At 71.6% G+C, this 13193-nt stretch carries 12 protein-coding genes; 8 read left to right on the top strand and 4 right to left on the bottom strand.

Annotated elements, in window-relative coordinates:
- Positions 1-74: 74 nt before the first annotated feature.
- The gene (locus EFL95_RS13460; protein ID WP_123234437.1) at positions 75-773 is read right to left on the bottom strand and encodes a hypothetical protein; all 699 of its coding nucleotides are present in this window, start codon (positions 771-773) and stop codon (positions 75-77) included.
- 128 nt (positions 774-901) lie between these two features.
- Positions 902-1543 carry an alpha/beta fold hydrolase gene (locus EFL95_RS13455; protein WP_123234436.1) on the bottom strand — a complete coding sequence of 214 codons (642 nt, stop codon included), beginning with the start codon at positions 1541-1543 and terminating at the stop codon, positions 902-904.
- Here EFL95_RS13455 and ligA point away from each other — a divergent pair.
- Positions 1542-3737 (top strand): NAD-dependent DNA ligase LigA, encoded by a 2196-nt coding sequence (gene ligA / locus EFL95_RS13450; RefSeq protein WP_123234435.1) that lies wholly within the window; start codon positions 1542-1544, stop codon positions 3735-3737. The genes EFL95_RS13455 and ligA overlap by 2 nt on opposite strands.
- Positions 3738-3830: 93 nt before the next feature.
- Here the strand turns inward: ligA and EFL95_RS13445 are convergent, their stop codons facing one another.
- A complete protein-coding gene (locus EFL95_RS13445) occupies positions 3831-4229 on the bottom strand; it encodes a VOC family protein (protein WP_123234434.1) in 399 nt (132 codons plus the stop codon).
- A gap of 214 nt (positions 4230-4443) precedes the next feature.
- On the opposite strand from EFL95_RS13445, the gene EFL95_RS13440 reads away from it, so the two are divergent.
- The 7 genes from EFL95_RS13440 to EFL95_RS13410 all read left to right on the top strand — a co-directional run bounded on the left by EFL95_RS13440 (position 4444) and on the right by EFL95_RS13410 (position 12008).
- Positions 4444-5031, top strand: coding sequence for an RNA polymerase sigma factor (locus EFL95_RS13440; RefSeq protein WP_183407151.1), 588 nt, complete (start codon positions 4444-4446; stop codon positions 5029-5031).
- The gene (locus tag EFL95_RS13435; protein WP_123234433.1) at positions 5018-5599 is read left to right on the top strand and encodes an anti-sigma factor; all 582 of its coding nucleotides are present in this window, start codon (positions 5018-5020) and stop codon (positions 5597-5599) included. The genes EFL95_RS13440 and EFL95_RS13435 overlap by 14 nt, the downstream gene beginning before the upstream one ends.
- Before the next feature lie 65 nt (positions 5600-5664).
- Positions 5665-6717, top strand: coding sequence for an NAD-dependent epimerase/dehydratase family protein (locus tag EFL95_RS13430; RefSeq protein WP_221176382.1), 1053 nt, complete (start codon positions 5665-5667; stop codon positions 6715-6717).
- An 88-nt stretch (positions 6718-6805) separates the two neighbouring features.
- Positions 6806-7105 carry an Asp-tRNA(Asn)/Glu-tRNA(Gln) amidotransferase subunit GatC gene (gatC, locus tag EFL95_RS13425; RefSeq protein WP_123234432.1) on the top strand — a complete coding sequence of 100 codons (300 nt, stop codon included), beginning with the start codon at positions 6806-6808 and terminating at the stop codon, positions 7103-7105.
- A complete protein-coding gene (gatA, locus tag EFL95_RS13420) occupies positions 7102-8643 on the top strand; it encodes an Asp-tRNA(Asn)/Glu-tRNA(Gln) amidotransferase subunit GatA (protein ID WP_123234431.1) in 1542 nt (513 codons plus the stop codon). The genes gatC and gatA overlap by 4 nt, the downstream gene beginning before the upstream one ends.
- The gene (gatB, locus tag EFL95_RS13415) at positions 8640-10133 is read left to right on the top strand and encodes an Asp-tRNA(Asn)/Glu-tRNA(Gln) amidotransferase subunit GatB (protein WP_123234430.1); all 1494 of its coding nucleotides are present in this window, start codon (positions 8640-8642) and stop codon (positions 10131-10133) included. Before gatA ends, gatB begins: the two co-directional genes overlap by 4 nt.
- Before the next feature lie 228 nt (positions 10134-10361).
- Positions 10362-12008 carry a prenyltransferase/squalene oxidase repeat-containing protein gene (locus EFL95_RS13410; protein WP_123234429.1) on the top strand — a complete coding sequence of 549 codons (1647 nt, stop codon included), beginning with the start codon at positions 10362-10364 and terminating at the stop codon, positions 12006-12008.
- A 21-nt stretch (positions 12009-12029) separates the two neighbouring features.
- On the opposite strand, the gene EFL95_RS13405 is transcribed toward EFL95_RS13410, so the two are convergent.
- Positions 12030-13193, bottom strand: a complete 1164-nt coding sequence (locus tag EFL95_RS13405) for a PQQ-dependent sugar dehydrogenase (RefSeq protein ID WP_123234428.1) — start codon at positions 13191-13193, stop codon at positions 12030-12032.

Here is a 13193-nt window from a genome sequence, read left to right as displayed (position 1 = left end):
CACTCGATGGAACGCACTGCGGCCCCCGGCTCTGCCGGGGGCCGCAGTGTTTCCCCGGGGCGTCGGCCGCGGGATCAGGGAGCGGCCGGGGTCGGCGTCGTGGTGGCCGTCGGGTCGCTCGTGGGGGTGGCGGTCGGCTCCGTGGTCGGTACCGATGTGGGCGTGCTCGTCGGCTCCGGGGTGGGCTGACCCGACGGTTCGCTGGTCGGCTCGCTGCTCGGGGTCGGGGTCGGCACCGCGGGGGTCGTGGTGCTCCCGTTGCCCGGGTCGGCCTTCGACGAGGTGGCGCTGGGGTGCGAGCCGCCACCCACGGCGCTGGTCAGGCTGGTCCCCGAGGCGTCCGAGCCGCCGAGAAGAGCCGAGAGCGGCTTGCCGAGTGCTGCCTCGAGCCCGGTCAGCCCGGCCAGGGTGACGCCGAGGACGAGGGCGGCCGCCAGAGCGGTCCGCCGCCACGCTCCGGGCGCACGCAGCGGCGGAGGTTCCGGGGCTATCTCCAGCACCCGGGTGTGCTCGAGGTCGGGCGTCGCCGGCTCGGGGTCGGTGCCGCCGACCGGGCGCACCAGCTGGGCCGTGCGTCGCACCGCGTCACTGCTGCGGCGGAACGAGCTGTGCACCAGCGCACTGCCCACCGTGACGATCACGCTCGCGACGGCGGCGCCGATGATCGTGCCGGCGACACCGAGGTAGGAGGCGGCGAAGGCGGCTGCGGACGCGGCCAGGGCACTGGCGACGACCTGGCTGGGACTGATCGGGGAGTGGTTCGGGCGGGACATGAGGTGCTTTCTGCAGGAGACGGTCTCCTGGGTTGAACGCACCGCGTCCGGGCCGGGTTGCGGAAACCGGACGTGATGCCGGGCACGTCGCGGTTCAGGCGGGAGTCAGGCGGGAGTCAGGGCGCGGGTCAGCGGTCCTCGCGCACCCGGTCGAGGATCGCGCGGGACTGGCTCACCGCGACCTGGTTCCAGCGGTTGATCCCGCGCAGCATGTAGTGACCGAGACCACCCATGTCGATGAACTCCACCGAGTCCGCCACTCCCGCCGCACGTTGCACGAAGATCCGGGTCGCCTTGGCACTGGTGATCCGGTCGCGGCGGCCGTGCGCAGCCACCAGGTGCTTGCCCGCCAAGGCGTCCACCGGGTCGTCGTGGGGGAACCACGGGGCGAGTCCCACGACGCCGACCACTCCCGGCTGGTCGGCCACCCAGGCCGCCGTCCGAGCACCCATCGAGTGTCCGAGCAGGACGATGGGCTGGTCGGGGAAGTCCGCGTGCAGGTCGGCCAGGGCCGCCCGGGCGTCGGCCACCGGTGCCGGGACCCGGCCGGGCGCCGCGTTCCAGCCCTTGACCCGGAACTGCAGCAGGCCGACGCCGATCCCGGCGGAGACGAGGTCGTCGGCGACGGAACCGAACATCGCGCGCGTACGCCGGAAGGCGAGGCTGCGCTCGTCGACCGGTTTCGTCCCGCGCTCGGCCCCGCCGTGCAGCATCAGCACCAGGCCGTGCTGCACCTCCGGCAGCGCGCTGAGGGTGAGGCGGTCGATCATGTCTTCATCCTTGCAGGAGGCAGTGCGCCGCGGCGGCGCGACGACTTCTCTTCGGAGCCGACCGGGCCCGCGGATTGTCGGTCCGGGTTGGCAAGATAGCCCTGTGAGCGCACCGGACGAGGCCACCCACGACGCCGAGCTGAGGGCTGAGCACCAGCTGATCGCCGAGCAGGTCGAGGAGGCCCGGTTCCGTTACTACGTCCTGGACGACCCGACGCTCTCCGACGCAGACTTCGACGTCCGGCTGCGGCGGCTGGAGGCGATCGAGGAGGAGATCCCCGAGCTGCGCACCCCGGACTCGCCGACCCAGAAGGTCGGGGGTGCGGTCTCGACGCAGTTCACCGCCGTCGACCACCTCCAGCGGATGGAGAGCCTGGACAACGCCTTCTCGACCGAGGAGCTGGAGTCCTGGGCCGCCCGGATCGCCCGCGACGGCATCACCGACCCGGCGTACCTCTGCGAGCTGAAGGTCGACGGCCTGGCCATCAACCTGCTCTACGAGGACGGCAAGCTGGTCCGTGCGCTGACCCGCGGCGACGGCCGGACCGGGGAGGACGTCACCCCGAACGTGAAGACCATCGCTGCCGTGCCGCACGCGCTGACCGGCAGCAAGACGTTCCCGGTCCCGAGGCTGGTCGAGGTCCGCGGCGAGGTCTTCCTCCCGGTGGCTGCCTTCGAACGGCTCAACGCCTCGCTCGCCGAGGCGGGCAAGGCGATGTTCGCCAACCCGCGCAACTCGGCCGCCGGGTCGCTGCGGCAGAAGGACCCGCGGGTGACCGCGTCCCGCGAGCTCGGCATGGTCTGCCACGGCATCGGCGCGCGCGAGGGCTTCGAGCCGACGGCGCAGTCGCACGCCTACGAGGCGCTCGCCGCCTGGGGCCTGCCGGTCTCGGAGCAGGTGAAGGTCGTCGGCTCGCTCGCCGAGGTCGAGGCGTACATCGCCAACGCCGGCGAGCACCGGCACACGATCGTGCCCTACGAGATCGACGGCGTGGTGGTGAAGGTCGACGACGTCGCGCTGCAGCGCCGCCTCGGCTCGACCTCGCGCGCCCCGCGCTGGGCGATCGCCTTCAAGTACCCGCCGGAGGAGGTCAACACCAAGCTGATCTCCATCGAGGTCAACACCGGTCGCACCGGCCGGGTCACCCCGTACGGCGTGATGGAGCCGGCCAAGGTCGCCGGGTCGACCGTGGTCAACGCGACGCTGCACAACGGCTACGAGGTCAAGCGGAAGGACGTCCGCCCCGGCGACACCGTCATCCTGCGCAAGGCCGGCGACGTGATCCCCGAGATCCTCGGACCGGTGCTCGCGCTCCGTCCGAAGGGCCTGCCGGAGTGGGTGATGCCGACCGAGTGTCCGTCGTGCCACACCACGTTGGTGGAGCAGAAGGAGGGCGACAAGGACCTGCGCTGCCCCAACCACGAGCACTGCCCGGCCCAGGTCACCGAGCGCGTCTTCCACGTGGCCGGCCGGGGATCCTTCGACATCGAGGGTTTGGGTTACGAGGCGGCCCAGGCCCTGCTCGAGGCCGGGGCGATCGCGAACGAGGGCGACGTGTTCGACCTCGACGAGTCGACGTTGCTCCAAGCCGAGCTGTTCACCCGTGCTCCCAAGAAGGGCGAGGAGGGGCCGCAGCTCAGCGCCAACGGCCAGAAGCTGCTCGCCAACCTGGACAAGGCGAAGGCCGTCCCGCTCTGGCGGGTGCTGGTCGGCCTCTCCGTGCGCCACCTCGGTCCGAGTGCGGCGCGGGCGCTGGCCACCGAGTTCGGCTCGATGGAGGCTCTACGCGCGGCGAGCGAGGCGCAGGTCGCGGCCGCGGAAGGCGTCGGACCGACGATCGCCGAGGCGGTCATCGAGTGGTTCGCCGTCCCGTGGCACGTCGCGATCGTGGAGAAGTGGCAGGCCGCCGGCGTCGCGATGGCCGACGAGCGCGACGACTCGGTCGAGCGGACCCTGGAGGGCCTGACGGTGGTGGTCACCGGCTCGCTGGTCGCCTTCAGCCGGGACTCGGCCAAGGAGGCGATCCTGTCGCGCGGCGGCAAGGCGGCCGGGTCGGTCTCGAAGAACACCGACTACGTGGTGGTGGGGGAGAACGCCGGGTCCAAGGCCGACAAGGCCGAGCAGCTCGGCGTCCCGGTCCTGGACGAGGCCGGTTTCGCCCGGCTCCTCGAGTCCGGTCCGTCCGGCCTCTGACAGAACCGGGCGACGAGCGTCCTCGGCCGCACCACCCGGGCGGGTGCGGCCGAGTCCGGAAGCGTCCCCCAGCACGCTCCCGGTTCGCGCGCGTCAGGCAGCCGGCGGCGCGAAGAACTCGAGCGCGACGTTGTCCGGGTCGCGGAACGACAGCCCGGACCCGTAGTGCGCGTCGACGATGCCCCCGTGGCGGTAGCCGAGGTCGTCCAGGCGCTTGACCCAGCCCTCGAGCTCGTCGCGGTCGGTGCACGCGAACGACACGTGGTCCAGCCCGGACCGACGCTCGTCGAAGCTGCCCGCCGGGGCGCTCTCGTGCTGGTGCAGCCCGAACAACTGGCCACCGTCGAGGGCGAACACCGTGTGGTGGAACCCGCCGTCGGTGTCCTCGTCGAGCACCGGGTCGCTGCCGAACAGGGCGGCGTACCAGGGGGTGCTGCGCTTCAGGTCGCTGACGGTGACGGCGACGTGGGTGATGCCGGGGAACACAGACATTCTTCTTCTCTCCTCGTTGGCTTGTACTGCTCCTTCATGTCGGTGCCTACGGGCTCGCGCCGCGTTCGGTTCCACGACGGAACCCGGATCCGGCAGCCTGCGTAAGCAGGAGGTGGGGCGGATCACTGCAGCCGAGGACGAACCCGGGAAGACGCCGGTCGGGGCGCCGGAAACTCGGGAGACGGCTGCGCGTCCCTGGGCTACCGTGACGCGCGTGGCGCCTGACGAGGCGGACCTGGCCCAGAGGTTCGCAGCCGGTGACCCGGACTCGATCAGGGTCGTCTACCAGTCCTACGGACGGCTGGTCTTCTCGATCGCGTACCGGGTGCTGCGTGATGCCGGTCTGGCCGAGGACGCGACCCAGCAGACGTTCGTCCAGGCCTGGCGCGCCGCTGCCAGCTACGACCCGACGCGCCCGCTCGGAGCGTGGCTGACGACCATCGCCAAGCGGGTCACGATCGACGTGCACCGGCGAGAGCGCCGGCACCGCGGCCACGACGACATCGACGGGACCGCCGCGTCCGAGCTCATCACCCTGCCGCCGTCGGTCGACCACCTCGACGACGTCGCGGAGGTGCACAGCGCGCTCGACGAGCTGTCCAGCCAGGACCGTACGATCATCCGGTTGCAGCACTTCGACGACCTCACCCACCACGAGATCGCCGACCGGCTGGAGATCCCGCTGGGCACGGTGAAGTCGCGCAGCCACCGGGCGCACCGGCGGCTGGCCGGAGTGCTGGTGCACCGACGCACGGTCAACGGGACCATCGACGGGGGAGGAGGGTCCGATGAACGAGGATGACCTGACCCCCGAGGAGATCGCCGAGCTCGAGCGCGTCGACGCGCTGCTCGCGGACCCGTCGCTGTGGACCGAGCCGCCGGCCGAGCTCCAGGAGAAGGTGGTCGAGGCGATCGCCCAGGAGTCCGGCCGGCTCCGGCGTCGCCGTCGCACCCGGTACGCCCTGGCTGCGGTCGCGGCCTCGGTGGTGCTGGCGGTGGGCGTCACCGTCACCGTCCAGCAGGTTCACGACGACCCGGTGCAGTTCTCCGCGACCGTGGCGCCGACCGAGCTGGCGCCCCAGGCGCACGGCGACGTGTCCCTGACCCGGACGCAGAGCGGCTGGCGGATCACCCTGAAGGTCGAGGACCTGCCGCGGCGTGACGGGGATGAGTACTACGAGGCCTGGCTCCGCAACGAGGCCGGCCAGCGGGTCTCGATCGGCACCTTCAACGAGGGCGACTACGTGACGCTCTGGGCCCCGGTCAGCCCGGCTGAGTTCGACACGCTGACGGTCACCCGCGAGGTCCTCGACGACGACCCGGGTCCGTCCGGCGAGGTCGTGCTCACCGCGCACCCGCAGCGTCGCTGAAACGCGACCCGGATCACCCCGCGGACGCCTCGCGCGGTCGTGAGGCGGAGCCCTAGCCTGTGCCCATGACGAACATCGACCCCGCCGCCCCGGTCCTGGTCACCGGCGGCAGCGGCTACGTCGCCAGCTGGCTGGTGCGCTACCTGCTCGAGGACGGCCACACGGTACGGGCGACCGTCCGGGACCCGCAGAAGAAGAAGGGTCTCGAGCACCTGCACGCCCTGGCCGAAGCGCACCCCGGTCGGCTCACGCTGCACCGCGCCGAGCTTCTCGAGCCGGGCAGCTACACCGAGGCGATGGCCGGGTGCGAGCTGGTCATGCACACCGCGTCGCCGTTCCTCATCGGCAAGGTCCGGGACCCGCAGAAGCAGCTGGTCAGCCCGGCGCTCGAGGGCACCCGCAACGTGCTCACCAGCGTGAACGAGACCGAGTCGGTCAAGCGGGTGGTACTGACCAGCAGCGTCGTCGCGATCTGCGGGGACAACATCGACATGGTCGGCAAGGACCAGTTCACCGAGGACGACTGGAACACCACCAGCAGCCTGGACCACCAGCCGTACCCGTACTCCAAGACCGTGGCCGAGCGCGAGGCGTGGGACATCGCCGGCGCGCAGGACCGCTGGGACCTGGTCACGATCCACCCCGGACTGGTGCTCGGCCCGTCGCTGACCACGGCCAGCAAGTCCGGGACGTTCCGGACCATGGGCAGCTTCACCGACTTCTCCCAGGCCGCCGGAGCGCCGCCCCTGGAGATGGGTGTCGTCGACGTCCGCGACGTGGCCCGCGCGCACATCGCCGCGGGCTTCACCCCCGCTGCCCACGGTCGCTACATCACCAACTCCGAGACGATGAGCATGCTCGACATCGGCAAGGCACTGCGGGCGAAGTTCGGCTACCGGCCGTCCTTCCCGCTGATGGAGGCCCCCAAGGCCGCGATCTGGCTCGCCGCTCCGGTGGCCGGGCTGACCCGCGAGTTCGTGAAGCTGAACGTGGGCTACCCGCTGCGGTTCGACAACAGCCGCACGGTCGCCGAGCTGGGCATCACCTTCCGCCCGGGAGCGGAGTCGGTGACCGAGCACTTCCAGCAGATGATCGACGACGGGCTGGTCAGGGGCTGAATCCACGGTGGTTGAGGTGCGAGGAGCGCAGCGAGGAGCCTCGAAACCCGGTTCGTAGGGCAGGGACCCAGCCACCTAGGATTCAGGCATGCCTGAAATCACCCGAGACGAGGTCGCCCACCTGGCGAACCTCGCCCGGATCGACCTCGACGACGCCGAGCTCGACCACCTCGCACCCCAGCTGTCCGTGATCCTGGAGTCGGTGGCCTCGATCAGCGGCGTCGCCGGTGACGACATCCCGCCGACCTCGCACGCGATCCCGCTGACCAACGTGTTCCGCGAGGACGTCGTCGAGCCGTGCCTGACCCCGGAGCAGGCGCTCTCGGGCGCACCGGCCGTCGAGGAGCAGCGCTTCTCCGTGCCGCGGATCCTGGGGGACGAGCAGTGAGCCTCATCAAGAAGACGGCCGCCGAGCTGGCCGAGGCGCTGGCCGCCGGCGAGACCACCTCGGTGGAGATCACCCAGGCCTACCTGGACCGGATCGCCGAGGTCGACGGCGCCGTGCACGCGTTCCTGCACGTCGACGGCGAGGGTGCGCTGGCGCAGGCCGCCGCGTCCGACGCCCGCCGCGCCGCCGGCACCCTCAAGTCCGCACTCGACGGCGTCCCGATCGCGGTCAAGGACGTGCTCGCGACCCAGGGTCTGCCGACCACGTGCGGCTCGAAGATCCTCGAGGGCTGGATCCCGCCGTACGACGCGACCGTGGTCGCCCGGCTCAAGGCGGCCGGCCTGCCGATCCTCGGCAAGACCAACATGGACGAGTTCGCGATGGGCTCCTCGACCGAGCACTCGGCGTACGGGCCGACCCACAACCCGTGGGACCTGGACCGCATCCCCGGCGGCTCCGGCGGCGGCTCGGCCGCGGCCGTCGCCTCCTTCGAGGCGCCGCTCGCGCTGGGCACCGACACCGGCGGCTCGATCCGCCAGCCGGGTGCGGTCACCGGCACCGTCGGCGTGAAGCCGACCTACGGCGGGGTCTCCCGCTACGGTCTGGTGGCCCTGGCCAACTCGCTGGACCAGGTCGGCCCGGTCACCCGCACCGTGCTCGACTCCGCGCTGCTGCACGAGCTCATCGGCGGGCACGACCCGCGCGACTCCACCAGCATCGACCAGCCGCTGCCCGACCTGGTCGCCGCGGCGAGGCAGGGTGCGACCGGTGACCTGAGCGGGGTGCGCATCGGCGTGATCACCGAGCTCGCCGGCGACGGCTGGCAGCCCGGCGTGATGGCGCGGTTCACCGAGTCGGTCGAGCTGCTGGTCAAGGCCGGCGCCGAGGTCGTCGAGGTCTCCTGCCCGAACTTCGTGCACGCGATGGCCGCCTACTACCTGATCCTCCCGGCCGAGGCCTCCAGCAACCTCGCCAAGTTCGACGCCATGCGGTACGGCCTGCGGGTCGTCCCCGACGGCGACCCGAGCGCGGAGGAGGTCATGCGCGCGACCCGCGACGCCGGCTTCGGCGACGAGGTGAAGCGACGGATCATCCTCGGCACCTACGCCCTGTCCAGCGGCTACTACGACGCGTACTACGGCCAGGCGCAGAAGATGCGCACGCTGATCTCGCGCGACTTCGAGGCCGCGTTCGCCTCCGTCGACGTGCTGGTCTCGCCGACGGCGCCGACCACCGCGTTCAAGCTCGGCGAGAAGCTGGACGACCCGATTGCGATGTACCTCAACGACCTCGCGACCATCCCGGCCAACCTCGCGGGCGTCCCGGGCATCTCGGTGCCCAGCGGCCTCGCCGACGAGGACGGGCTGCCGGCGGGATTCCAGATCCTGGCCCCGGCCCTGGCCGACGACCGCTGCTACCGGGTCGGTGCGGCCCTCGAGGCCGCGCTGGCCTCGCAGTGGGGCGGCCCGCTGCTCGACAAGGCCCCTGAACTCGGCTCGCTGGTTGAGCCTGTCGAAACCCTCGGAGGGACCGCATGACCGACACCCTGGTTGCGTTCGACGACGTGCTCGCGACGTACGACCCGGCGATGGGCCTGGAGGTCCACGTCGAGCTGAACACCGCCTCGAAGATGTTCTGCGGCTGCCCGACCGAGTTCGGCGCCGAGCCGAACACCCAGGTCTGCCCGACCTGCCTGGGCCTGCCCGGTGCGATGCCGGTGGTCAACGCGAAGGCCGTCGAGTCGGCGATCCGGATCGGGCTGGCGCTGAACTGCGAGATCGCGGAGTGGTGCCGGTTCGCCCGGAAGAACTACTTCTACCCGGACATGCCGAAGAACTTCCAGACCTCGCAGTACGACGAGCCGATCTGCTTCAACGGCTACATGGACGTCGACGTCGACGGTGAGGTCTTCCGGGTCGAGATCGAGCGCGCCCACATGGAGGAGGACACCGGCAAGTCCACCCACGTCGGTGGCGCCACCGGCAGGATCCAGGGTGCCGACCACTCGCTGGTCGACTACAACCGCGCCGGGATCCCGCTGATCGAGATCGTCACGAAGCCGATCCTGGGCGCGGGCGCGAAGGCTCCCGACGTGGCGCGCGCGTACGTCGCCCAGCTGCGCGACCTGATCGTCGCGCTGGACGTCTCCGACGCCCGGATGGACCAGGGCTCGATCCGGGCCGACGTGAACCTGTCGCTGTCCCCGAAGGGTTCGGACCAGCTCGGCACCCGGACCGAGACCAAGAACGTGAACTCGTTGCGCTCGGTCGAACGAGCGGTCCGCTACGAGATGTCGCGGCACGCCGCGGTGCTCGACGGCGGCGGGTCGATCCTCCAGGAGACCCGGCACTGGCACGAGGACACCGGCATCACCACCAGCGGCCGGGAGAAGTCAGACGCCGAGGACTACCGGTACTTCCCGGAGCCCGACCTGGTGCCGGTGGCGCCGAGCCGCGACTGGGTCGAGCAGCTGCGCGGAACCCTGCCGGAGAACCCGACCGCCCGGCGCAACCGCCTCCAGGAGTCCTGGGGCTTCTCCGACCTGGAGATGCGCGACACCGTCGGCGCGGGTGCGCTCGACGCGATCGAGGAGACCATCGCCGCGGGGTCCACGCCGCAGGCCGCCCGCAAGTGGTGGCTCGGTGAGCTGGCCCGGCGCGCCAACGAGGACGGCGTCGAGGTGACCGAGCTCGGCATCACGCCGGTCCAGGTGGCCGCGGTGCAGGCGCTCGTCGACGGCGGCAGCATCAACGACAAGCTGGCCCGCCAGGTCTTCGACGGTCTGTTCGCCGGCGAGGGCACCCCGGAGGAGATCGTCGCGGCCCGCGGCCTGGCGATCGTCTCCGACGAGGGCGCACTCAGCGAGGCCGTCGACGCCGCGATCGCGGCCAACCCGGACGTCGCCGAGAAGATCCGCGACGGCAAGCTCGCCGCCGCCGGGGCCCTGATCGGTGAGGTCATGAAGGCGATGCGCGGCCAGGCCGACGCCGGCCGGGTCCGCGAGCTGATCCTGGAGAAGCTCTCCTGACCTGCGGTGTTACTGTCAGGCGTTCCCTCGGGGGAGCGCCTGACAACCACCACGTCGGTGGACGGGGAAAGCCGGTCGAAGTCCGGCGCTGACCCGCAACCGTAGGTCGTGCCCGCAGGGGTACGGCGAGCCGGAGCACCCGCCTCTCGACGTCCTCGCAACTCATCGCTGTCGTGGAACGCAGCGGGCGGCGGACCGCCTCCCGCTCATGCAGCGGGAAGGAACCCGATGTCCGTCCTCCGTCGTGGCGCCGCTCTGGTCGCCGCTGCCGCCCTCTCCGGTGCCGGCCTCGCCGTCGTCACCACCGCCCCCGCCGAGGCCGCGGGCACCGACCCGCGCCCGGTCAGCGTCGGCGCCTCCTGGCTCGCCGACCACCTGGTCAACGGTGTGATCAGCGACAGCTACGTCGACAACACCGACCCCGAGAACCCGGTCCCGGTCGCCTTCGACGACCTGGGCCTGACGATGGACACCGCGATGTCGCTGGTCGCTGTCGGCGGGCACGCGAGCACCGTGTCGACGATCAAGAGCGCGATGGACGCCCGGATCACCGAGACCTACGACTCCTTCGGCACCACCTACACCGGCTCGGCGGCCAAAGCCGCGGTCTACGACCGGCTGGTCGGGGGAGACCCGACCGACGTCGGCGGTGACCACACCGACCTGGTGAAGGTGGTCGAGGACAACACCGACGACGCCGCGCCCGTGGCGGGCCGGATCGAGAACGTCAACGACTCCTTCGGCGACACCAACACCTTCGGTCAGGCCTTCGCTGCTCGTGCGCTCGCCGAGGCCGGGTCGGACAAGGCCGCTGACGCCGAGGCGTTCCTCCTCGACCAGCAGTGCGACGCCGGCTTCTTCCGGCTCAACCCGAACCCCGACCGCGCCGCCGAGGACCAGACCTGCCAGGCCGAGGTCGGGACCGACGCCAGCGCGCCGGACACCGACGCGACCGCGATCGCGATGCTCCAGCTCGAAGCCCTGGCCACCAAGAGCCAGGCGGTCACCGACGCCCTGACCGCGGCCCGGGATTGGCTGCTCGACGCCCAGCGCGCCGACGGCAGCTTCGGCGGAGGCCCGTCCACCTCGGACCCGAACGCGAACAGCACGGCCCTGGCAGGCCAGGCGCTGGCCGGTCTCGGCGAGACCGCTGCTGTCAAGGCTGCCGCGATCTGGGTGCGCGCGCTCCAGGCCGACGAGGTCGGCGCCTGCACCAGCCAGCTGTCGAGCGAGACCGGCGGGATCGGCTACGACGCCAGCACGGTGGCCGACGGCCGGGCCGATGGCATCACCGCCTCGACCAAGGACCGCTGGCTGCGCACCACCGCGCCCGCCCTGCCGATCCTGAAGTACGCACCTGCGGTGACGCCCGACCTGAACATCACCGGTCCCGCCGGCTACGTCAGCGGTGGCCACCTGGCGACGTACAGGATCAGCGGGATCGTCCCCGGCGACAAGGTCTGCGTGGCCGGGTTCGGTCGTCACAAGGTCGCCGTCGGGCGTGCCGACGGCACCGCGACGGTCTACCTGACTGCCCCGAACAAGTCGGAGAGCACCACGGTGCGGGTCAGCGACCGCGGCGGGAACTCGTCCGGGGTGCGCACGAACATCCTCACCGCGACGACCCTCACGGTCGCGCCGTCGCCGAGCGTGGCGAAGCGCAACAGCTACATCACGGTCACCGTCAGCGGCCTGGCCGCGGGCGAGTCCGCGAAGGTGGTCTTCCGCGGGGCGTCGCACTCCGGGCACGCCGACCCCAAGGGTGTCTTCCGGGTCCGCGTGGGCGTGGGCTCGGTCGTTATGTCCCGCACCGTCGCCGCCTACGGGCAGTTCACCAACCGCAAGGGTTCACACCTGGTCAAGGTCGTCCGCTAGCCGCAGTGATCGAGAACGACCTCAGCCTCCTGGGCTCACCAGCAGGATCCGGTCGTCCTGGGTCTTCGGGTCACCACGTCCGTCGCGATTGGACGTGGTGACCCACAGGTTGCCGCCGGGGGAGACCGCGACGGTCCGCATCCGGCCGTACTTCCCGACGAAGAACGCGACCGGGTGCGAGGCCTTCCGGCCGTGCACGTCGACCCGCCAGAGCCGCTCGCCGCGCAGGGAGGCGAGCCAGAGGTGCCCGTCGAGGAAGGCCAGACCCGAGGGCGAGGCCTCCGACGTCGGCCAGACGACCTGCGGATCGCGGTAGCGCGAGCCGCCGCCCTTGCCCTCGACGCGGGGCCACCCGTAGTTGTGGCCGCGGGCGATCAGGTTGAGCTCGTCCCAGGCGTGGTCGCCGAACTCCGAGGCCCACAGTTTGCCGTCGGCGTCGAACGCGAGGCCCTGGACGTTGCGGTGCCCGAGCGTCCAGACCGGTGAGCCCGGATCCGGGTTCCCGGGGGCTGGCCGGCCGTCCTGCGTGATCCGCAGGATCTTGCCCGCCAGGCTCCCGCGGTCCTGCGCGAGCGACTCCTGGCCGGTCTCCCCGGTGGAGACGTACAGGCGGCCGTCCGGGCCGAACGCGAGGCGACCACCGTCGTGGCGGAAGCCCTGCGGGATGCCGGTGAGGATCGGCGTCGGCCGGCTGAGCCGTCCGTCCCGGAACGTCAGCCGCAGCACCCGGTTGTCCCGCGGCGTCGAGGCGTAGAGGAAGATCCGCTGGTCGTGGCTGAAGTCGGGCGAGACCGCCAGCCCGAGCAGACCGGACTCGCCCCCGCCGTACGTGGTGGCGTCGATCCGACCGACGGTGCTGACCTTCCGGCCGACGATGTGCAGCACCCGGCCGCTGTCGCGCTCGGTGACCAGCGCGGATCCGTCGGGGAGGAAGCCGAGGCCCCAGGGCACGGACAGGTGGTCCGCGACCGTGCCGATCACCTTCGGTGGCCCGGACCTCGGCGTCGGAGTGGCTGCGGTCGGCTCCGAGGCGCTCGGAGTGGGCCCGGACGGGGCGCTCGACGTGGTCCTCCCGGTCGGCGTACCGGTTCCGGACGGGCTCGACCCACCTCCGCACCCGGACAGGAGCGCGGCGACGAGTGCCGCGAGCAACAACGAGGAGGACAGCGCCGAGGAGCGTCTCAC

This window comes from Nocardioides marmorisolisilvae (genome assembly GCF_003725775.1).
Classification (GTDB): Bacteria; Actinomycetota; Actinomycetes; order Propionibacteriales; family Nocardioidaceae; genus Marmoricola; species Marmoricola marmorisolisilvae.
The sequence above is the reverse complement of the archived record's forward strand: the minus strand, read 5'-3'. Positions and strand labels throughout refer to the sequence as shown.

What these genes read in the sequence shown, in the direction of transcription:
- gatB (WP_123234430.1), top strand. Translation starts at nt 8,640, where the DNA reads ATGACCGACACCCTGGTTGCGTTCGACGACGTGCTCGCGACGTACGAC.
- EFL95_RS13430 (WP_221176382.1), top strand. Translation starts at nt 5,665, where the DNA reads ATGACGAACATCGACCCCGCCGCCCCGGTCCTGGTCACCGGCGGCAGC.
- EFL95_RS13435 (WP_123234433.1), top strand. Translation starts at nt 5,018, where the DNA reads ATGAACGAGGATGACCTGACCCCCGAGGAGATCGCCGAGCTCGAGCGC.
- EFL95_RS13445 (WP_123234434.1), bottom strand. Translation starts at nt 4,229, where the DNA reads ATGTCTGTGTTCCCCGGCATCACCCACGTCGCCGTCACCGTCAGCGAC.
- gatC (WP_123234432.1), top strand. Translation starts at nt 6,806, where the DNA reads ATGCCTGAAATCACCCGAGACGAGGTCGCCCACCTGGCGAACCTCGCC.
- EFL95_RS13410 (WP_123234429.1), top strand. Translation starts at nt 10,362, where the DNA reads ATGTCCGTCCTCCGTCGTGGCGCCGCTCTGGTCGCCGCTGCCGCCCTC.
- EFL95_RS13455 (WP_123234436.1), bottom strand. Translation starts at nt 1,543, where the DNA reads ATGATCGACCGCCTCACCCTCAGCGCGCTGCCGGAGGTGCAGCACGGC.
- EFL95_RS13460 (WP_123234437.1), bottom strand. Translation starts at nt 773, where the DNA reads ATGTCCCGCCCGAACCACTCCCCGATCAGTCCCAGCCAGGTCGTCGCC.
- ligA (WP_123234435.1), top strand. Translation starts at nt 1,542, where the DNA reads ATGTCTTCATCCTTGCAGGAGGCAGTGCGCCGCGGCGGCGCGACGACT.